16 protein-coding genes are annotated in these 21,722 nt (G+C 49.1%); 14 read left to right on the top strand and 2 right to left on the bottom strand.

Going from position 1 to position 21,722, the window contains the following annotated elements; genetic code table 11:
* The first annotated feature begins 65 nt into the window (after positions 1 to 65).
* From tgt to ACCC71_RS10490, 14 genes are all read left to right on the top strand, one after another.
* A complete protein-coding gene (gene tgt, locus ACCC71_RS10555; protein WP_434309587.1) occupies positions 66 to 1,202 on the top strand; it encodes a tRNA guanosine(34) transglycosylase Tgt in 1,137 nt (378 codons plus the stop codon).
* Positions 1,203 to 1,307: 105 nt separating this feature from the next.
* On the top strand, positions 1,308 to 1,583 hold the full coding sequence (gene yajC / locus ACCC71_RS10550) for a preprotein translocase subunit YajC (protein WP_434311843.1): 276 nt from the start codon (positions 1,308 to 1,310) through the stop codon (positions 1,581 to 1,583).
* A gap of 143 nt (positions 1,584 to 1,726) precedes the next feature.
* Positions 1,727 to 3,937, top strand: coding sequence for a DUF4214 domain-containing protein (locus tag ACCC71_RS10545; protein ID WP_434311842.1), 2,211 nt, complete (start codon positions 1,727 to 1,729; stop codon positions 3,935 to 3,937).
* Positions 3,938 to 4,113: 176 nt separating this feature from the next.
* Positions 4,114 to 5,199 (top strand): 3-isopropylmalate dehydrogenase, encoded by a 1,086-nt coding sequence (leuB, locus tag ACCC71_RS10540; RefSeq protein ID WP_434309586.1) that lies wholly within the window; start codon positions 4,114 to 4,116, stop codon positions 5,197 to 5,199.
* Between the two features lie 12 nt (positions 5,200 to 5,211).
* A complete protein-coding gene (ilvD, locus tag ACCC71_RS10535) occupies positions 5,212 to 6,885 on the top strand; it encodes a dihydroxy-acid dehydratase (protein ID WP_434309585.1) in 1,674 nt (557 codons plus the stop codon).
* A 1-nt stretch (position 6,886) separates the two neighbouring features.
* Positions 6,887 to 8,569, top strand: coding sequence for a biosynthetic-type acetolactate synthase large subunit (gene ilvB, locus ACCC71_RS10530; RefSeq protein WP_434309584.1), 1,683 nt, complete (start codon positions 6,887 to 6,889; stop codon positions 8,567 to 8,569).
* Complete coding sequence (gene serC, locus ACCC71_RS10525; RefSeq protein WP_434309583.1) at positions 8,566 to 9,648, top strand: 3-phosphoserine/phosphohydroxythreonine transaminase; 1,083 nt, start codon at positions 8,566 to 8,568, stop codon at positions 9,646 to 9,648. The genes ilvB and serC overlap by 4 nt, the downstream gene beginning before the upstream one ends.
* Positions 9,649 to 9,659: 11 nt before the next feature.
* Positions 9,660 to 10,823 carry a phosphoglycerate dehydrogenase gene (locus tag ACCC71_RS10520; RefSeq protein WP_434309582.1) on the top strand — a complete coding sequence of 388 codons (1,164 nt, stop codon included), beginning with the start codon at positions 9,660 to 9,662 and terminating at the stop codon, positions 10,821 to 10,823.
* Positions 10,824 to 10,998: 175 nt separating this feature from the next.
* A complete protein-coding gene (locus ACCC71_RS10515; protein ID WP_434309581.1) occupies positions 10,999 to 13,431 on the top strand; it encodes a DUF4214 domain-containing protein in 2,433 nt (810 codons plus the stop codon).
* Between the two features lie 27 nt (positions 13,432 to 13,458).
* Positions 13,459 to 15,897 (top strand): ATP-dependent Clp protease ATP-binding subunit, encoded by a 2,439-nt coding sequence (locus ACCC71_RS10510; RefSeq protein WP_434309580.1) that lies wholly within the window; start codon positions 13,459 to 13,461, stop codon positions 15,895 to 15,897.
* Positions 15,898 to 15,972: 75 nt separating this feature from the next.
* On the top strand, positions 15,973 to 16,386 hold the full coding sequence (locus ACCC71_RS10505) for an endosialidase (protein WP_434309579.1): 414 nt from the start codon (positions 15,973 to 15,975) through the stop codon (positions 16,384 to 16,386).
* A gap of 266 nt (positions 16,387 to 16,652) precedes the next feature.
* Positions 16,653 to 18,140: an HD domain-containing protein gene (locus ACCC71_RS10500; protein WP_434309578.1), complete on the top strand. Its 1,488-nt coding sequence runs from the start codon at positions 16,653 to 16,655 to the stop codon at positions 18,138 to 18,140.
* Complete coding sequence (locus ACCC71_RS10495; RefSeq protein WP_434309577.1) at positions 18,131 to 19,357, top strand: class I SAM-dependent rRNA methyltransferase; 1,227 nt, start codon at positions 18,131 to 18,133, stop codon at positions 19,355 to 19,357. Before ACCC71_RS10500 ends, ACCC71_RS10495 begins: the two co-directional genes overlap by 10 nt.
* Before the next feature lie 97 nt (positions 19,358 to 19,454).
* Positions 19,455 to 19,934: a YbaK/EbsC family protein gene (locus ACCC71_RS10490; RefSeq protein ID WP_434311841.1), complete on the top strand. Its 480-nt coding sequence runs from the start codon at positions 19,455 to 19,457 to the stop codon at positions 19,932 to 19,934.
* Positions 19,935 to 19,937: 3 nt separating this feature from the next.
* Here the strand turns inward: ACCC71_RS10490 and ACCC71_RS10485 are convergent, their stop codons facing one another.
* Positions 19,938 to 21,320: an MATE family efflux transporter gene (locus tag ACCC71_RS10485; RefSeq protein ID WP_434309576.1), complete on the bottom strand. Its 1,383-nt coding sequence runs from the start codon at positions 21,318 to 21,320 to the stop codon at positions 19,938 to 19,940.
* Between the two features lie 4 nt (positions 21,321 to 21,324).
* The gene (locus ACCC71_RS10480; RefSeq protein ID WP_434309575.1) at positions 21,325 to 21,540 is read right to left on the bottom strand and encodes a hypothetical protein; all 216 of its coding nucleotides are present in this window, start codon (positions 21,538 to 21,540) and stop codon (positions 21,325 to 21,327) included.
* Positions 21,541 to 21,722 lie beyond the last annotated feature (182 nt).

Genomic DNA, 21,722 nt, shown 5'->3' with positions numbered 1-21,722 from the left:
AATCTTTCTGTAAATTTTTTCTCTTACCACTTGAAAAAGATTCATTTCTTCGATATACTACGCTTATGTATACTTTACTGAAAAAATGTGGGAATGCAAAACGAGGACGGTTTCAGACCGTACATGGGACGATCGAAACGCCTGTCTTTATGAATGTCGGAACAGCCGCCGCTATCAAAGGCGGCGTTTCTACGCAAGATTTGGAAACGATTGGAACACAGGTGGAGCTGTCTAACACGTATCACCTCCATGTCCGTCCAGGTGACGAGGTGATTTACCAGTTGGGCGGTCTTCACAAATTTATGGTTTGGGACAAGCCGATCTTAACGGACTCCGGAGGGTTTCAGGTATTTTCTCTAGCAGGGCTTCGGAAGATTAAGGAGGAAGGCGTTCACTTTCATTCTCATGTGGACGGTCGAAAGATTTTTATGGGACCGGAAGAGAGTATGCGGATTCAGTCCCATTTGGCGTCTACCATTGCAATGGCTTTTGACGAATGTCCGCCTCATCCGGCGACCAGAGAATATATGCAAAATAGCGTGGATCGAACTACCCGCTGGCTGGAACGCTGTAAAAAAGAGATGGAACGTCTAAATTCCTTGCCAGATACGATCAACCCCCGCCAGATGCTTTTTGGTATCAATCAGGGAGGCACTTTTGCCGATATCCGGATTGAGCATGCGAAGCGAATATCCGAATTGGATTTGGATGGTTATGCCCTTGGCGGATTAGCGGTGGGCGAGAGCCATGAGGAGATGTATCAGATTATCGAAGAGACCGTTCCCTACCTGCCGGAGGCGAAGCCGACGTACTTGATGGGAGTTGGCACCCCAGCCAATATTTTGGAAGCGGTAGATCGAGGCGTGGATTTCTTTGACTGTGTCTATCCCAGTAGAAACGGCCGTCATGGCCATGTGTATACGAATCGGGGCAAACGGAATCTGTTCAATGCAAAGTATGAAGTGGATGACCGCCCGATTGAGGAAGGATGTGACTGTCCGGCTTGTAAACGGTACAGCAGGGCTTACATCAGGCACCTTTTGAAAGCCGGGGAGATCCTGGGACTTCGTCTGTGCGTGCTTCACAATCTTTATTTTTACAATAAGATGACGGAAGAGATTCGAGAGGCCCTGGAAAGTGGAACCTGGTCGGAATACAAGAAGCGGAAATTGGATGGTGTGACTGGTATACCAGAAGATTGACCAATCGAAAAGCGAGAAATGCGTAGTTAGAATTCAAAGCAAAGCTTTGACCATAGAAACAAAGCCCTAGGAGGAGAAATTATGAACTTTTTGGCAGCAAACAGTATGGGTGCAGGATTTTGGGTTTTTTACATTGTCATCATCGTTGCATTCATGTATTTCTTGATGATTCGTCCGCAGAAAAAGCAGAAACAGAAACAGGCCGAGCTTTTTGCCAATATGGCGATCGGCGACAGTGTTCTGACGACCAGCGGCTTCTACGGTGTTATCATTGATATCACGGAAGACACGGTAATCGTAGAGTTCGGTAGCAATAAGAACTGCAGGATTCCGATGCAGAAGGCGGCTATCGTACAGATTGAAAAGCCGGGTGCAGAGTAAGAGAGCAGCGAGGAAAACCGAATAGGAAAACGAAGTATCGGAAAATGCAAATTAGAAGCCGGAAAACCGGAAGAGCATTTTCCGATTTCTTTATAAAAAAGGTGAATGGTATGATGAAATATGGAAAACTTTTTTTGAGTGGAATGATAATCGTATCCCTATTGGGCGGAACCGCGGAAGGGGCAGCGATAAGCGATATTCAAAATCCATCTATGCCCGTTGCAGAAATGGAACAATCGTCATCTGGGGCTGAAGATGAAGTTTTGGTTTCTGAGTTGGCAGAGCCAAATTTGGAAGACCAGGAGAGAAATATTCCTGAGATAGAGCAAATCGAAAACGGGATTCGTGAAGATGTGGTAGGAGAAGAGCAGCCGTTGGATTGGATACAATCGGAATCGGTTTTAGATTCTGAATTGGTATCGCAACCGGCCATGTTTTCTCTTGACCGATTTGAAAATACATATGCGGATCAACTGACCGATATCGAGCGGGTGATTTATCATACATTTGAAACAAAAGGGCTCTACCAGTATCATTCGGGAAATTATTTATCCATTGAGTTAAAATGTCAAGGGGCAGCGGAATATGCCTATGGCATGGCCTATGATCCGGATTATGCAAATAATCCAGAGTTTCAGAGAATGTTGAATCAAGTATACGCGGATACAATCAAAGGGTTTGATGCGTATATTAAAGATTATCCTAGAAATTTTTGGGCGCGTGGATTATATTTTCGGCCCATTGTTGCGACAGCAGATGGGAGCGCTCTGGGAAAACGGATCATTATTTCCAGAATTGAAGTATATGCGAGCCTCTATTATAATGGGATTTTATCCGAAAAGAGCGAGGTAGAGAGCGCCATTGATACGGTTGAAAAGCGGATTCGGGAGTATTTAGGCAGTGAGACCGGCCGTTATCAGAAAGTTGCGGCTATCCATGATTACCTTGCGGGAAATATCACTTACTGGGGGATCAATGATAGCAGAAGCCACACCATTACAGGGGCACTGCTGGAACGTTATGGATATCGAGGCGTTTGCGAAGCCTATGCAAAACTGTTCAAAATTATTTGTGATGATTTTGGAATACCTTGCGTTTTGATAGCGGGACGGAGCACAGCGAGTGTGAGCGCTGCCGACCATATGTGGAACTGTGTAAAAATGGAAGATGGACAGTGGTATATGGTGGATGTTACTTGGGACAGCGGTTCGGGATTCGCAAATCATAGTTATTTACTGCTTGGCAACGACCGGTTGGGAGATACCCATATTCCCTATGGCATATTCACAGATTTTAGCCAATCTTCGATTGCTCCCTATGCTCCTTTTGTGATGCCTGAGGTAAGCGAAACTTCGTATGCAGGCGCTGCCCATGTCCATCGTGAGGTAAAGATAAGCGAAACGCCGTCTACCTGCAGTGTGAACGGTATCCAAAAATATCAGTGTATTTGCGGTGCAGGTAAAAGAGAGCAAGCGCTTCCTACCCGTAATCATAGTTGGGGAAAGTGGTATCAGGTGACGGAAGCGTCCGTCACGGAAAACGGAGTGCAGAGACGGAGTTGCAATAGCTGTGGAACGAGCCAGGACTCTCTCATTCCGAAATTAGCGCCTACGGCGGAAAATAAAACGAGAGATTTTGTAAAACGTTTATATCGCCTGGTGTTAGGACGGGAGGCGGAAGTGGCAGGACGGGAGGCATGGGTCCGTGTTTTGCAGAGCGGTGCGGACACGGGAGCGCAGACTGCCTACGGATTTATCTTTGGGGAAGAGTATAGGCGGAAACAAACGAGCAATAGCGATTTTGTGGAAATGCTGTATCGGACCTTGATGAACCGGCCTTCGGATGCTTCCGGTAAAACAGCCTGGGTTACCTTGCTGGAAGGCGGAGTGACACGCGAGGGGGTATTCGCCGGATTTGTGAACTCTGTGGAATTCGGAAACATTTGCCGTTCCTATGGAATTCAAGCAGGGAGCTGGTCTTCACAGGACATCTTAGATCGAAATCCACAGGTTACTTGTTTTGTGGGGAGATTGTACCAATATTGTCTGGAACGAAAAGCTGATGGACAGGGCCAAAGAAACTGGGTTTCCACGTTACTTGATCGGAATTCTTCCGGAAGAGAATGTGCGAGAGGATTTTTTTACAGCGTGGAATTTGACCGTAGAGTAAGAAGCGATGAAGATTTTCTGCGGATTGCTTATCGAACGTTATTAAATCGAGAACCGGATCAGAAGGGGTTAAGTGAGTGGGAACTGGTACTCTGGATGGGAGAAAGTAGAGATTCTGTAGTAGAAGGGTTTCTGAATTCTGTAGAATTCCGGCGTATCTGCGATTCTTATGGAGTGAAGTGGTAAAGGAAATACGAGATCATTATGGAAGGAATCATTTTAATAGGAAAAATGTGGGTTATGATACATCAATGATATAAGGTTTTCTCTCATTGACCAGTTGAAAAACCGCTGAAAATGAGGTATTATGAAACATAACGAATTTTTTCCGTGAAAATAAACCAAGGAATTGAGGGAGCAGTATGAATTATCGGATCGCAGTGATTCCCGGCGACGGCATCGGGCCGGAGATTGTAGGAGAAGCAAAAAAAGTGTTAAACGCGGTCGGAGCAAAATTCGGCCATGAATTTACTTATACGGAAGTGTTGATGGGCGGCGTCTCCATCGACGCCCACGGCGTACCCTTGACAAAAGAGGCATTAGAAACAGCGAAAAGCAGCGATTCTGTTCTTTTGGGCGCAGTCGGCGGAAACGCAGAGAGCAATCCAAACTGGTATAACCGCCCGCCCCAGGAGCGTCCGGAGTCTGGACTGCTGCAGCTTAGAAAAGGCCTGGAGCTTTTTGCCAATATCCGCCCAGCTGCTTTATATCCGGAACTTGCCGCCAGCTGTCCGCTGCGTCCAGACATTGTGAAAGACGGCTTTGACATGGTGATTGTGCGGGAGTTGACTGGAGGTCTCTATTTTGGCAAACGTTTTACCGAGGAGGTAGACGGTGTGCGCCGGGCGACGGATACTTTGGTTTACGATGAAAATGAGATTCGCCGGATCGCTGTGAAAGCCTTTGAGATCGCCGGGAAGCGTCGGAAACAGGTGACCAGTATCGACAAGGCAAACGTGCTGGATTCTTCCCGCCTTTGGAGAGCGGTTGTGGAGGAGGTTGCAAAGGATTATCCGGATGTGGAACTTTCCCATGGTTTGGTAGACAGCTGCGCGATGCAATTGGTGCACAATCCGGCTCAGTACGATGTCATTCTGACGGAAAATATGTTTGGCGATATTTTATCCGATGAAGCCAGCGAGATCACCGGCTCGATCGGAATGCTGGCGTCGGCCAGCCTGGGCGCTGGAAAATTGGGGCTTTATGAGCCTGGTCATGGCTCTGCGCCGGATATTGCAGGAAAGAACCTGGCGAACCCGATCGCGACGATTTTATCGGCGGCCATGATGCTTCGTTATTCCTTTGACTTGATGGAAGAAGCGGACGCGATTGAGCGCGCGGTGAAGCAGGTTTTGGCGGACGGATACCGGACAGGAGATCTTTGGTCGGAAGGCTGTAAGAAGGTTGGCACCATCGAGATGGGAGCCGCCATTATCGAAAGATTATAAGGAGGAAGCGACATGAAGAAAAGTGATGCAGTAACAACAGGTGTGCAGCAGGCGCCCCATCGGTCCCTATTTAATGCGCTGGGTATGACGAAAGAAGAACTGGAGCGACCTCTGGTTGGTATTGTCAGCTCTTATAACGAAATTGTACCGGGACATATGAACCTGGATAAGATCGTAGAAGCCGTAAAGATGGGCGTTGCAATGGCCGGGGGAACCCCCATTGTATTTCCTGCCATTGCAGTCTGCGATGGAATTGCCATGGGCCACATCGGTATGAAATATTCTTTGGTTACCCGTGATCTGATCTGTGATTCCACCGAGTGTATGGCTCAGGCTCACGCCTTTGACGCTTTGGTGATGGTGCCAAACTGCGATAAAAATGTTCCTGGACTGTTGATGGCGGCGGCCCGGCTCAATGTGCCGACAGTCTTTGTCAGCGGCGGCCCGATGCTGGCCGGTCACGTGCAGGGGAAGAAGCGCAGCCTGTCCAGCATGTTTGAGGCAGTCGGCTCTTACACGGCTGGAACCATGACGGCGGAAGAACTGCAGGAAATGGAAGATAAGGTCTGCCCGACCTGCGGGTCTTGTTCCGGTATGTATACGGCTAACAGTATGAACTGCCTGACCGAGGCCCTTGGCATGGGACTTCGCGGGAACGGTACGATCCCGGCAGTCTATTCCGAGCGTCTGAAACTGGCGAAGCACGCCGGTATGCAGGTCATGGAACTTTTGAGAAAAAATATCCGTCCGAGAGATATCATGACGGAAAAAGCGTTTTTGAATGCTTTGACCGTGGACATGGCTCTGGGCTGCAGCACCAACAGTATGCTGCATCTGCCGGCCATCGCCCATGAAGCAGGCGTAGAATTAAATGTGGACATCGCCAATGAGATCAGCGCCAAGACGCCTAATCTGTGCCATCTGGCGCCGGCAGGCCCGACCTATATTGAAGAACTGAATGAGGCCGGAGGCGTCTATGCGGTGATGAACGAATTAAATAAAAAGAATCTGCTCTATACGGATCTGATGACAGCGACTGGCCAGACGGTGGGAGAGAATATTGCCGGATGTGTGAATAAAAACCCGGAAGTAATCCGTCCGATTGATAATCCCTATAGCCCGGTTGGCGGTCTGGCAATCTTGAAGGGGAATTTGGCTCCCGATTCCGGAATTGTAAAGCGTTCTGCGGTAGTTCCGGAGATGCTGCAGCATGAGGGGCCGGCTCGTGTGTTTGACTGTGAGGAAGATGCGATCGCGGCCATCAAAGGTGGAAAGATCGTAGCCGGGGATGTGGTAGTGATTCGTTATGAGGGTCCCAAAGGCGGTCCGGGCATGCGGGAAATGCTGAACCCCACTTCCGCCATTGCCGGCATGGGTCTTGGCTCTAGCGTGGCTTTGATTACAGATGGCCGTTTCAGCGGCGCATCCCGCGGGGCATCCATCGGCCATGTATCGCCGGAAGCTGCGGTCGGCGGTCCCATTGCGCTGGTGGAGGAAGGCGATATCATTCAGATCGATATCGACGCCTGCACGTTGAATGTGAAGATTTCTGAGGAAGAGATGGCGGCCCGTAGAGCCAAATGGCAGCCTCGTCCGCCTAAGGTAACGACCGGTTATCTGGCTCGGTACGAAAAAATGGTTACTTCTGGGAACCGAGGGGCAATTTTAGAGATAAAGGAGAAGTGATATGCGGCTGACAGGGTCCCAAATTATTATGGAATGCCTGCTGGAGCAGGGCGTGGATACCATCTTTGGGTATCCAGGCGGCACAGTTTTAAATATATACGATGCTTTATACGAGTATTCTGACCGGATTCATCATATATTGACTTCCCACGAACAGGGCGCTTCCCATGCGGCGGACGGTTATGCCCGTGCGACAGGACGGGTTGGCGTTTGTTTTGCCACCTCTGGACCGGGAGCAACGAATCTCGTGACTGGAATTGCGACGGCGTATATGGATTCGATCCCGCTGGTTGCTATTACTGCAAACGTAGCTGTAAACGCTTTGGGAAAGGATTCTTTTCAGGAAATTGATATTGCCGGTGTGACGATGCCGATCACAAAGTATAGCACGATTATCAAGAATATCGAAGAATTGGCGCCCGCGATACGAAAGGCGTTTCGTCTGGCCCGCACCGGCCGTCCTGGTCCGGTGTTGATCGATGTGACAAAGGATGTAACGGCAGCGGTCACAGAATTTTATCCGGTGGAACCGGAACCAATTCGTCGGCAGGCTCATACGATTCGAGAAGAGGATATTGAAAAAGTGCTGGAAATGATAGAAGCGGCGGAGCGCCCCTATATCTTTGCCGGCGGAGGCGTCATTGCGTCGGACGCTTCAGAGGAACTGACGGAGTTTGTCCACAAAATGGATGCTCCGATTACCTGTACGTTGATGGCCCAGGGTACTTTTGATCAGACCGATCCGGCCTATACGGGAATGCTGGGAATGCATGGAACCAAGACGTCAAATCTTGGCGTTTCGGACTGCGATCTTTTAATCGGCGTTGGCGTCCGCTTTAGCGATCGCTGCACGGGAAATCCGGCGACTTTTGCCCAAAAAGCAAAGGTTTTGCAGTTGGATGTCGATGCGGCGGAGATCAACAAAAACGTCCGTACCGATGCGTCGGTGATCGGAGATTTAAAGGTCATTTTGCAGAAGTTAAACGAGCGGCTGAAAGAGAAAAAGCATCTGGAGTGGATGCAGAAGATCGAGGCGTTGAAAGAACAGCATCCGCTGTTTTGTCCGGATGGCGTGCTGACCGGTCCCTATGTGATTCGAAAGCTTTCTGAGATTACCGGCGGAGATGCGATTATCACGACGGACGTCGGTCAGCATCAGATGTGGAGCGCGCAATTTTATATGTATAGAAAGCCCCGTACATTTATAAGTTCCGGTGGCTTGGGAACGATGGGATATGGTGTTGGTGCGTCCATCGGTGCGAAATATGCGTTTCCGGATAAACTGGTGGTTAATATTACCGGGGACGGCTGTTTTCGAATGAATATGAATGAGTTGGCGACAATCACCAGAAACAATTTGCCGATTGTTACCATCATTTTGAATAATCATGTGCTTGGTATGGTGCGCCAGTGGCAAACCCTATTCTATGAGAAACGTTATTCCCATACAATTTTGGAGGATAAGATCGATTTTGTAAAGATTGCGGAAGCCATGGGAGCCAAAGGATATCGTGTGACGAAGCCAGAAGAGGTGGAGTCTGTACTGAGAGAAGCGATTGCGCTGAATGCCCCGGTGGTAGTGGAGTGTATCATCGATTCGGACGATAAGGTATTTCCGATGGTAGCACCGGGCGGTCAGATTGCTGAAGTATTTAGTGAGGAAGATTTGGAGGAGAAGAAATGAGCAGAGTGTATAATTTTTCCGCGGGACCTGCTGTTCTGCCGGAAGAGGTATTGAAGGAAGCAGCGGAAGAAATGTTAGATTACCGGGGCTGCGGCATGTCCGTCATGGAGATGAGCCATCGATCGAAAATGTTTTCCGACATTTTGGAGAGCGCGGAGGCGGATCTTCGCGATTTGATGGGAATTCCGGATAACTATAAGGTACTGTTCCTTCAGGGAGGCGGTTCCTTGCAGTTTGCCATGGTACCGTTAAATTTGATGCCTCATGGCGCGGCGGATTATATCGTCACCGGCCAATGGGCGAAAAAGGCGTTTAAGGAAGCCCAGAAATTTGGGGATGTCAAGGCCATCGCCAGCAGCGAGGATAAGACGTTTTCCTATATTCCGGATTGCTCCGATCTGCCGGTTCGCGAGAACGCAGACTATGTGTATATCTGTGAGAACAATACGATCTATGGAACAAAGTATAAAAAGCTGCCCAATACCAAGGGGAAAATCCTGGTAGCGGATCAGTCTTCCTGCTTCCTGTCGGAACCGGTGGATGTAGAAAAATACGGGATGATCTGGGGCGGCGTTCAGAAAAACGTAGGACCGGCCGGACTGGTCGTTGCGATCATTCGTGAGGATCTGATTCCGAAGGAGGAATTGCCGGGCGTTCCGACCATGCTTCAATACAAGACCCAGGCGGATGCAGGCTCCCTCTACAATACGCCCAACTGCTATGGAATCTACATTTGTGGAAAAGTATTCCAGTGGCTGAAAAAGCAGGGCGGTTTGTCTGCCATGAAGGAGCGCAATGAAAAGAAAGCGGCGGTGCTCTATGATTATCTGGATCAGAGCAAATTGTTTAAAGGAACCGTGGTAAAGGAAGATCGTTCTTTGATGAATGTGCCTTTTGTGACCGGCGATAAAGATCTGGATGCCGAATTCGTGAAAGCGGCTAAGGAAGCTGGATTTGAAAACCTGAAAGGCCATCGGACGGTCGGCGGCATGCGCGCCAGCATCTATAATGCGATGCCGAAGGAAGGCATTCAGGCGCTGGTAGAGTTTATGACGGATTTTGAGAAGAAGCATCTGTAGGAGGGATAGTTTTGTATAAGGTACATTGCATGAATGTGATCGACCAGGCGGGAACCGACAAACTGGGCGATGGTTATGAATTGACGGAACGGTTGGAGGATGCAGACGCGGTGCTGGTGCGCAGCGCTTCGATGCACGATTTGGAGCTCCCGGAGAAGCTGAAAGCGATTGCTAGAGCGGGAGCCGGGGTAAACAATATTCCCCTGGAAGAGTGTGCGAAAAAGGGCATCGTAGTGTTCAATACGCCGGGAGCCAACGCCAACGGGGTAAAGGAATTGGTATTGGCTGGTATGCTGCTGGCCGCCCGCGATATCAGCGGCGGAATCCAATGGGTTCATGAAAATGCCGGAGATCCGGATATTTCGAAAAAGACGGAGAAGAGCAAAAAGGGGTTTGCCGGTACGGAGATCGGCGGAAAGACCTTAGGTGTTATCGGCCTTGGAGCCATCGGCGTTTTGGTGGCCAATGCGGCGCGGAATCTGGGGATGAAGGTACTTGGCTACGATCCGTACATTTCCGTGGAAGGCGCCTGGAATTTAGATCATCATGTGCGCCGGGTTAATGATCTGGATGCGCTTTTGGAAGAGAGCGATTACATTACGATTCATGTGCCGGCTATGGATTCTACCAATGGAATGATCGATGCGGATACGATTGCGAAGATGAAAGACGGCGTGGTATTTTTGAATTTTGCCAGAGATCTTCTGGTGGATGAAAAAGCGATGGCCGCTGCTTTGGAGAGCGGAAAGGTAGGCCATTATGTCAGCGACTTCCCAAACGCTCTCAGCGTGACCATGAAAAATGCCATCGTGGTTCCCCATCTGGGAGCTTCCACAGAAGAGGCGGAGGTAAATTGCGCGGTAATGGCGGCCAAAGAAATCCGCCGGTACTTGGAAGAGGGAAATATTATAAACTCGGTAAACTTCCCGAAAGTCGATCTGGGTCCGGTAAAATCGGAGGGGCGTATTGCGATTTTCCATAAAAATATTCCGAACATGATCGGGCAGATTTCCACAACTCTTTCCAGCAATGGCGTAAATATTGCCAATCTGAGCAATAAGAGCAAGGGAGAGTTTGCTTATTCCCTGATTGATGTAGAAAGCCATATGGACGAAGAGATTCTCGGAAAACTTGCGGCGATTGAAGGCGTATACCGGATTCGGAAGATTCAGTAAAAGCAAAAATTGACATATAAGAATAAAGAATTTCGCTCTGCGAAATTTCTTGTTAAACAAAAAAGGGGTAGGTTCCCAGTTGACGGCGGGAAACCTACCCTTTATACTATATGGTAGTGTCTGCTGGGATTTTTGTTTGGATGAACTGAAATTAAACTTATTTAGGAGGATGAGCATGAAAAAGAAAGAAACGGGAAAGAATCGCTTGATACGTTGGCAATGTTTCCTTTTGGCATTCTTGTTGTGCGTGGGACTAATTGGACCGGCCGCACCAGCTTTCGCGGAAACCGAAGCCTCCGGGGAAGGCCTAGTGGGGACGGCGAGCGAGACGACACCAATTTCAGATGAGGGGGAATCCTTCTCAACTAGTGAAACGGAAACTTCGGAAACTACTGTACCGGAGAGCACAATACAAACGGACTCAGTTGCAACGACAGAAGGCGATCCGGTAACGGAAACAGAGAGTACAGAAGTGGATTCGTCCAACGCAGAAGAGACGACGGAGGTGACTCCGGAGAATGTGGAGCAGATTATCGAAGAGGCTGTAGAAGGAGGCGAGATTGCCGCTCCGGAGGAAGTTTTAGTAGGTTTTGCTCTGTATGCGTCGGTTCAGAGAGGAACCACGACGGCTACGGTAAATTATCGCTATCAGCCGGGAACCAATAACCCATCGATTGGGACGATACCAAAAGGAACAGTTTTGACAATCCTTGGCGATGGAAAAGATAAAGACGGCGACGTGTGGTTTTTGGTTACCTATAATGGAAAACAGGGGTATGTCAGCAGCCCTTATATCACACTTTCCACCATGGAGGTCGGAGGGGACGCTGCCTTTGAAGCGGAGCTGTCTGCTCAAGGCTTTCCGGAAAGTTATAAGCAGAAATTAAGAATTTTACACGCTCAGTATCCGAACTGGAAATTTGTCGCCCAAAAAGCGGGAAATTGGAGTACGGCCCTGACAAAAGAAAGCTGGTTTAACCCCAATGGACCGGGAGGCGCAAGCTCCGGAGGAACCCAGGCGGTTAGCTTGGTAGATAAAAATAGTATTGCTTCCTGGAAGTCTACGGAACCGGGAGCTTTCGACTGGAATACCGGCAAATGGATAACGGGATGGGATGGAGATGCCTGGGCGGTTGCTTCCAAGGAATTGGTGGCCTATTATCTAGATCCAAGAAATTTCCTGGATGATGCGAGTGTTTTTCAGTTTTTGGATCTGGCGGATACCAGCGCGGACGCGGCGAAGGTAGCTTCCGTTGCATCCGGTATGGGAGCAAGATGGCTGACGGGAAGCTATACCCACGCCAATGGCGATACCATTAATTACCCGGAAGCGATCCTGAATGCAGCAAAAAAAGCTGGCTTTAATCCGATGGCTCTATGCAGTATTCTGATCCAGGAATTAGGGGTAAACGGAGCGGACAAACCGACCATCAGCGGGACGGTATCGGAACCTGGACATGATTATAGGGGCTATTACAATTATTTTAACATTGGAGCCTATACGGATTCGGAGCATAGTAAAGCATACTTGAGAGGACTTCATATTGCGGCGGGCTGGAAGAATAACAGCACTTCCTGGGGACGTCCTTGGAATAGCAGAACAAAAGCGCTTGACGGCGGTGCAGAGTATTTTGCGGAATATATTACTCGTTATGGTCAAGATACCCTGTATCTGAAGCGGTTTGACGTATTGTCCGGGAGATATTCCCATCAGTATTCGACGGATATCCAGGGAGCGGATGGTGAGGGCCGCATTTTAAGCAAAGCTTATTCTGCTGATCTGAGAAAGGGAACCTTGACCTTTAAGATTCCTATTTATAGCGGCATGCCGGCATCGGCGGCTCCTATGCCGAGCGATGACATCAATCCGACAGCGCCTGTGCGGAATTTTATTGTTCGTCTGTATGAGACGATCTTGGGCAGAGAGCCAGACTCCAAGGGCTTAAGCGAATGGTACTATGTGTTGACGACAGGAAAGGCAACTGCTGTTGAGGTGGCGGCTAGTTTTGTTTTCAGTCAGGAATATCTGAATCGAAACGTAAGCGACACTACCTACCTTCAGATGTTATATCGTGCGGTACTGGGAAGAGAACCAGAAGCAGGCGGAATGACTGCGTGGCAGACTGTGCTAAATCGGGGGGGAAGCAGAGAGGGCGTCTTTGCCGGTTTTGCCAATTCGCAGGAATTTACCAACATCTGTAATAAATATGGCGTAAAGAAGGGAACCTATACATCGAGTTCTGTTTTAGACAAAAATATGGATGTGACCGCTTTTGTGACCCGCATGTACAGCGTGTGTCTGGGCCGCAGCGCGAGGGAGGATGAGAGAGCGTTTTGGGTGGAGCGTCTTTTGAATCATATCATATCCGGAAGTGACATTGCAGGCGGATTTTTCCTTAGCGAAGAATTGATCAATAAACGTCTGTCGAATCAGAATTATGTTACCATTTTGTACCGGACGTTGTTTGACCGCGAACCGGATACTGCCGGACTAAATGCTTGGGTAAATGTATTAAATCGCGGCGAGAGCCGGAGCACTGTCTTGAAGGGATTTACAAATTCCGTGGAATTTGACCGGCTGTGCAAGCGTTTCGGTATCACCCGTTAATCAACTATTATAAGGAGAATCTTGTCCATGTCAATTTGGGAATATCCCTTAACAGTTCCATGCGAACAAGTGCTGAAGGAGGCGTCTGCTGCGGCAGACGCCTTAGAGCACCTTAATATTGGGACCGAACATCTTCTCGTTGGATTGCTTCAGACAGAATGTCTTCCGGCGAAGCTATTAGAAGCGCAAAATGTCACGGCTCAGAAAGCTTTAGACTTGATTCAGAGACTTTCGGCAACGGAAGATGACAGCATCTTTGCCGGACGGCCGGGCTTTACGCCGCGCGCCAAAGAAGCGATGGAGCTAAGCCTTTCGATTGCAAACCGAGGCCGTCAGGAAAAGATCGGAACGGAACATTTATTTATGGCGCTATTAAAATGCCGCGGCTGTGTGGCATTGCGTCTGCTGCGGACCATGGATGTGAATACGGGCCGCGTTCTTACCGATTTGATTGCCGCCATGGGCAGCGATGGTCGTTATTATCAGGACGAATTAGAAGAAAACGGTCAGCCGTCCCAGGGAACGCCGACCTTAAATAAATATAGCAGGGATCTGACTGCCCTGGCGGCGGATGGCCAGCTGGATCCGGTGATCGGAAGAGAAAAAGAGCTGCAGCGTCTGATGCAGATTTTAAGCCGCCGTACAAAAAATAATCCCTGTCTGATCGGGGAGCCAGGCGTGGGAAAAACCGCCATTGTGGAAAGTCTGGCGCTGCGGATCGCCGCTGGAAAAGTACCGGAAGCGATGCGGGACAGGCGAATTCTCTCTCTCGATCTTTCCGGCATGGTGGCCGGCTCCAAATATAGAGGAGAATTTGAAGAAAGAATAAAAAAAGTCATTCAGGAAGCTTCCGGAGACTCCCGGATTTTACTCTTTTTAGATGAGATTCATACGCTGATCGGCGCCGGCGGCGCGGAGGGTGCTCTGGATGCGGCCAATATCTTAAAGCCTGCGCTGTCCCGTGGAGAAATTCAGCTGGTTGGGGCTACGACTATCGAAGAGTATCGGAAACACATCGAAAAGGACGCCGCGTTGGAACGGCGTTTTCAGCCGGTGACGGTGGAAGAACCTTCGGAGGAAGAGACGATAGAAATTCTTTACGGTTTGCGGGGGCGCTATGAGCGTCATCACCAGGTAGAAATTTTAGACGAAACATTGGCAGCTGCCGTGCAGCTCTCCGCCCGTTATGTAAACGACCGATTTCTGCCGGATAAAGCTTTGGATCTACTGGATGAAGCGGCGTCCAAGGTACGCCTTCACGAGGGAAAAGACACGCCCGTGGTATCTAAGCTGGAGGAAGAAATTCAACTGCTGGAAGAAAAGAAGGAGCAGGCGATCCGCTTGGGCGATTTTGAGAGCGCTTCCCGGTTCCGGACGGAACAGGCGGGGCTTCGGAAGAAATTGGATGCTTCCAATCGCCGTAGGAAAAAACAGAAGAAGCTTCAGGTAACAGAAAACGATGTAGCCGGCGTGGTAGCAGATTGGACTGGGATTCCAGCCCAGCAGCTGACAGAGGGCGAGTCGGCGCGGCTGCAGCGCCTGGAAAAGATTCTGCATAAAAGAGTCATTGGTCAGGATGAGGCTGTCTCCGCGGTGGCAAAAGCAGTACGCCGCAGTCGGGTTGGCCTAAAAGATCCCCGTCGTCCCATCGGTTCCTTCCTTTTCCTGGGGCCGACCGGCGTAGGAAAGACAGAGCTTTGTAAAGCCCTGGCGGAAGCCATGTTTGGAAAAGAAGAAGCCATGATCCGGGTGGATATGTCGGAATATATGGAAAAACACAGCGTTTCCAAGCTGATCGGTTCTCCGCCTGGCTATGTGGGATACGAAGAAGGCGGGCAGTTAAGTGAGAAAGTGAGACGGAATCCCTATTCCGTGATTTTGTTCGATGAGATTGAGAAAGCCCATCCGGATGTATTCCATATCCTTTTGCAGGTGCTGGACGATGGTCACATCACCGACGCCCAGGGGCGGAAGGTGAATTTTAAAAATACCATTTTGATTATGACTTCAAACGCAGGAGCAGAGCGGATTTTGTCTCCGAAAACCCTTGGTTTTGCGGCGAAGAACGATGAGAAGACCAACTATGAAACCATGAAAAACGGGGTGATGGAAGAGGTCCGCCGTATCTTTAAACCAGAGTTTCTCAATCGGATTGACGAGATTCTGGTGTTCCATGCGCTAAATAAAGAAAATATGAAAGAAATTCTTCAGATTATGCTGAAAGATATCAGCAGCCGGTTGGAGAAAAATTTAGGTCTCCGCCTCAGTGTGACGGGAAAAGCAAAAGAATGGCTGATCGAAAAAGGGTATGATGTGAAATATGGGGCAAGACCGCTCCGCCGTGCGCTTCAAACAGAATTGGAAGATAAACTGGCTGAGGAGATTTTGACTGGCAGCTTGAAAACTGGATCCGAGGTGCAGGTAAAAGTACTAAAGAATCAATTAATATTTTCTGCAAAAGATTGATGAACTTTCATTCATCGAGTATAATGAAAGAACAGGAAACAGCGCATGGCGCACAGGATAAAGGAGGATATACCCATGTCAGTGGTGACGGAATTATTGCAAAGCGAGAATGACGGAACCATTAGTTTCGGCGATTACACGAGAGAACAAAAGGGAAAACGGGAAGATTTTGAACATGGCGGCGACGTTTACAAGGTCAAAACCTATGATGAGATCACCAAACTGGAACGAAACGGCCTATTTGTATACGAATCGGTGCCGGGAAGCACAGTAACCCATTTCCTGGAGAAGGAAAACGGGGTTAGTTTCCAATTGGAGAGCAGTCAGGATGTTCAGATTACCTTAGAGTTGGCCGAGTCGACGGAGTACGAGATTTTTGTCGATGGGGAACAAGTTGGGCTGGTAGAGACCAACCGGAGTGGGAAGCTGTCTTTTAGTGTGGAACTGGAAAAAGGCGCGCCCGTTCAGGTGAAAGTAGTAGAACGGTAAAGTAAGGAGCGGAAAACGAACCGCTGGGAATGGATTTTTGATGTAGTGAGCGCCTCCCACCAACTGTTTTGCAGGAAGAACCGTTGGTGGGAGGTATTCATTTTTTAGCGGAACGAAAACCATGATTGATCTGGTATGGAACAGGAAAGGTACCCCCAAGGAATATTCTTGACAACAATCCATTTACAGCGTTATGATAAACCTGCGTTTTAGCGAAGATACTCTGAAAAAAGCCTGACACCCCACGATTACCCCAAAGGAGGCCCATGGATTCTTACCGTATTGAATTTATCGACAAAATCTTAGACAACGTCCACGGCTTTATCGAATTCACCGCCGTGGAAAAAGAGATCCTGGAGCTTCCGATTTTTAAACGCCTTCAGGGAATCAAACAGTTAAGCCTGACCAACTGGATTTTTCCGGGAGCGGAGCATACCCGCTTTATCCATTCCCTCGGCGTCATGTATATTGCGGACCAGATGGCGGTACAGCTGCGATATTCCGACGAGGAACGCCAGCTGGTACGTCTGGCAGCGCTTCTCCATGATATCGGCCATTATCCGCTGTCCCATGTCGGAGAGCAGGCCTATAAGACGCTGCCCGACCACCCGGAACGGATTCCGGAAAACCAGAAAAAGCGGGTATTGGCAGAGTTAGACGGACTGGGGAAAACTAATTGTAATTATATGCAGGCATCGGAGAATCCCTTTCACCATGAGCAGTTGACCGTGCGGTTGATCCGCAGCGACGCGGATATCCGGAAGATCATTGAGCGCCACTGCAAAGGCTCTTCCTTGATTACGATCGATCATATCTGTGATATTATTACCGGCAATGCAGAACGAAACCCAGAGATCTCCGGCCTGGTACAGCTGATTCACTCCGAACTGGATGCGGATCGAATCGATTATCTGCTGCGGGACGCCACTTTTTCCGGAACCAGTTACGGAGGTTTTGAACTGGGGCTATTTTTGCGCAACCTGGTCAGGCGGGATTACCGCGGTGTTGAGATCATCGGAGTTTCCCCAAAGGGAATATCCATCGCGGACCAATTTTTGATGAACCGTTATTACTCTTACACACAGGTGTTTTTTAACCGTCATGTGGCGATTTTGGAGTTTATGGCGCGGGCCTTGACTGAAGGGTTTATCGGGCAGAATACCAGCGAATTTCCGTCTCCGGACGGCTTGCTTCGCTATGTGGAAAAGCACAATGGCAAGACAGAATTTCTGTATTTTACCGATCGGGCGTTTTGGGACAGCCTCCATCACGTATCTATGGGATATTCTCCCTTTGCCGACGCGCTCCAGGAACTGCTTTTGCGGTATCAGGAACTGGCTCTGACAGAAAACCGAGAGATCGCGGTTACTTTCGCCGGAGAAGAGGAATTAAAAAAGAGTTTGCGAAAACATCCGATTTATCGGAATTTGCGACAGAAAGACAGCCGGGCCATCCCGATTCTCCATGTGGGCGCCTTTACCAATCAGATTCCGGACCGGGAATTTGAGGAACGGCTGGAGCCGATTTTGGCGTCTTCTCCTTTGCCTGAGGCGGAGGCGGAGATGCGCCGGATTCGGCGTTTGCAGGAAGGGATTCCGATTTTGGAGGAAGGGCGGGAGCCTGTACTGCTGCCGGACAGTCCGGCGTCCTTGATGTCCCGTCTATATAGTACACGGACTTGCATTTTGCGGGAATATGAGTTTCCGGAAGCAGTTTTGCAAAGATTGGAAGAGGGAGGAAACGAATGGAGATGATATCTCCAAAGGGAGAAACAATGGCAGTTGCCAAATTGAAAAGAGGAGCGGGCCGCACACTAAAAGCGGGCGGACTGTGGATATATGACAATGAAATTGCGGTGGTGGACGGCAGTTTTGAGGATGGAGATCTGCTCGCGGTAGAAGATTTTGATGGATACCCCATGGGGATTGGTTTTATCAACCGTCATTCAAAAATTCGTATTCGTATGATGACGAGAAATCCCAATGCTTCCATCGATGAGGAATTTTTGCGAAAGCGGCTGAAAAATGCCTGGGAATACCGAAAGAAAACAGTGGATACCAGCAGCTGCCGTGTGATTTTTGGAGAGGCGGATTTCTTGCCGGGCCTGGTCGTCGATAAGTTTTCCGACGTACTGGTGGTAGAATCGCTGGCTTTGGGGATTGACCGAATGAAGGAACAGATTCTTACGCTTTTAACGGAGATTTTGGCGGAAGATGGAATCCGGATTCGAGGTGTTTATGAGCGCAGCGACGCGAAAGTGCGGGAACAGGAAGGCATGAAGCGGGTGAAAGGCTTTCTGTCAGATCCCTTCGAGCCAATCGTAGAGATCGTGGAAAACGGAGTAAAATACCAGGTGGACGTGGAAAATGGACAGAAAACAGGATTTTTCCTGGATCAAAAATACAACCGCCTGGCTATCCAAAGGCTTTGCAAGGGGGCAACCGTACTGGACTGTTTTACCCATACCGGATCTTTTGCCTTAAATGCTGGGATAAGCGGCGCAAAAAGTGTCTTGGGGGTGGATGCGTCGGAGGTGGGCGTGCGGCAGGCGGAAAAAAATGCAAAGCTGAACGATTTATCGAATGTGGTTCGGTTCCAGTGCGCGGATGTCTTTGAATTACTCCCCGAATTGGAAGCGGCGGGGGAGCAGTTTGACGTGGTGATCCTAGATCCGCCGGCTTTTGCCAAGTCGCAAAATTCTGTAAAAAATGCGGTGAAGGGGTACCGGGAAATCAATCGCCGGGCTATGCGTCTGGTGAAGGATGGCGGCTACCTTGCTACCTGCTCCTGCTCCCATTTTATGACCTATGATCTTTTTACGAAGACGATTCATCAGGCGGCAGAAAATGTGCACCGACGCCTCCGCCAGGTAGAATTCCGCACCCAGTCGCCGGATCATCCGATTCTGTGGGCGGCAGAGGAATCCTATTACCTAAAATTTTATATCTTCCAGGTGTGTCGGGAGTATTGAGAAAGAAGTTGGAAAAAGGAAAGAACCATTCGGTATGAGAACGAATGAGCTGGAACGGAAAAGCCAACAGAGAGAAGAAAAGAGGAATGTCAATATTATGTCTATTGATCGGGTAAGAGAATATTTTAAGCAGTGGGGCGTGGAGAACCGGATTCAGGAATTCCAGGTTTCCAGCGCCACGGTAGATTTGGCGGCGTTGGCCCTTGGCTGCGAGGGGAAACGGATTGCCAAGACCTTGTCTTTCCAATTAGATGGCGTCAGCCTTTTGATTGTTGCCGCCGGAGACGCGAAGGTGGACAACAAAAAGTATAAAGCAGCCTTTGGCGGAAAAGCAAAGATGCTGACAGCAGATGAGGCCGTGGAGCAGATCGGCCATGCGGTAGGCGGAGTCTGTCCTTTTGCGGTCAAGGAAGGCGTAAAAATATATTTGGACGAGTCCTTAAAGCGGTTTGAGACCGTATTTCCGGCCTGCGGCAGCAGCAACAGCGCGATTGAGCTGACGATTCCGGAATTAGAAGAATACTCGAAATGTGACGGCTGGGTAGACGTCTGTAAGGGATGGCAGGAGGAAGTGTAGAGATTACTCTACAATCCGGTGAATCCATACTCCCTTCTTTACCAGATAGAATCCAAGCCCAGATTTAAAAAGATCGATGGCCTGGCAAAGGAAATATACCCAGAAGATCGACAGGCCGGTATAACGGGAGAGCACAAATGCCAAAGGGATATTGAGCACCCAAGTGCAGAGGCTGTCAAAGGCAAAGGTAATCAAGGTTTTTCCACCGGAACGCAGGGTAAAATAGGCGGCGTTCATAAATGCATGCTGGGGCATAAAAAGAGCTGCGATCCATAAAAAATCACATGCCAAGCGCCGAATTTCATCGGTGGTATTGTAGATTTTCGGGAACAATGGGGCCACAACGGCCAAAACCAGGGCAAGACAAGTACTGCAGATAACGGAAAAGAAGATCATTTTCTTATCCATGTCCTTGGTTTCCTCCATCTTTCCTGCGCCAAGCTGCTGTCCCACGAGGATCGAGATGGAAGTACCAAGGGCTAAAAACACTACGTTAAACAGGTTTACCAGGGTGGAGGAAATGTTCATTCCCGCTACCACGTCCAGTCCCCGGATGGAATAGCACTGCATCAGCACGGCCATTCCGGCGGACCAGAGCCCTTCGTTTACGAGAAGAGGCATCCCTTTGCAAATGATCTGCCCGGTTAAACGGCGGGGAAGTTTCAGGGTGCGGTAGATCCCCTCTATGTAAGGATGGAGCGATTTATGGCAGTGGGTCCAGATCAGGACGATCCCGCATTCCACGAAGCGGGAGGTGACGGTAGCGATCGCGGCGCCGGTCACTCCCAGGGCAGGAAAGCCCAATTTCCCAAAGATCAGGATGTAATTGAGACACATATTTACGAAAACAGCCAAAATGCCGGCTTTCATCGGCAGAACCGTTTCACCGGTTTCCCGCAGCGTGCTGGCGTAAATTTGAACCAGACAAAAGGGAATCAGGCCAACCAGCATCATGCGCAGATACTGCTTGGCAAAGAATAACGCATTTTCAATATTTCCCGCTTCTCCGCTTTCATGTAAGTAAAGACGGATGAGCGGCTCCATACCGAATCCAAAGATCAAAAGAGCAACAAGGGTCACCAGAAAGCCAATCCAAATCTTGAAGCGGAAAGTATGGCGAATTCCTTCGTCGTTTCCTTGCCCATAAAACTGGGCGGTAAAAATCCCAGCTCCGGACAGGCCGCCGAAGATGCACAGATTGTACACAAAAATCAGCTGATTGACAATGGCGACGCCGGACATCTGTTCCGTCCCCACCTGCCCCACCATGATGTTGTCCAGCAGACTGACAAAATTGGTGATTCCATTCTGAATCATAATCGGGACGGCGACGGCTAAGACCATCCGGTAAAAGTTTTTATTTCCAATCAGCGAAGAAGTTCTCATCTTCCTATTCTTCCTTTCCGCCATCCCCTTTTTTCTGATTTTTCCCTGTGACGATTTGAATCCCATAAAGCAAAATAGGAACGGCTGCCGTACATAGAAGGGAGATCATCAGCAATTGTTTGGCGGCGGGACTTCCAATGAGAGCCAAAACAAGATCCACGAGATACATACCGGCCAGAAGTATGATACCTAGCCAGGCCATGATTTGTTTCTTTTTCATGATTTATCCTCCGAAATATGTCTCCAACCACTATAGCGTAGAAATGGAAAAAGTGCAAGAAAATCAAACGGAAAATAAGCTTTTTCTTAGCTGCCTGCGGGGAGATGGACGGGAAAGGAAATATGTGGAGACTCAGAGGGACTGGAAGGTGAAAAAACTGGGATTCTTACGTTTTTTCGATA

The organism is Hominifimenecus sp. rT4P-3 (genome assembly GCF_051055405.1).
Taxonomy (GTDB): domain Bacteria; phylum Bacillota; class Clostridia; order Lachnospirales; family Lachnospiraceae; genus Pseudolachnospira.
Note: the sequence above shows the minus strand (reverse complement) of the source record. Positions and strands in the feature narration are given on the sequence as shown.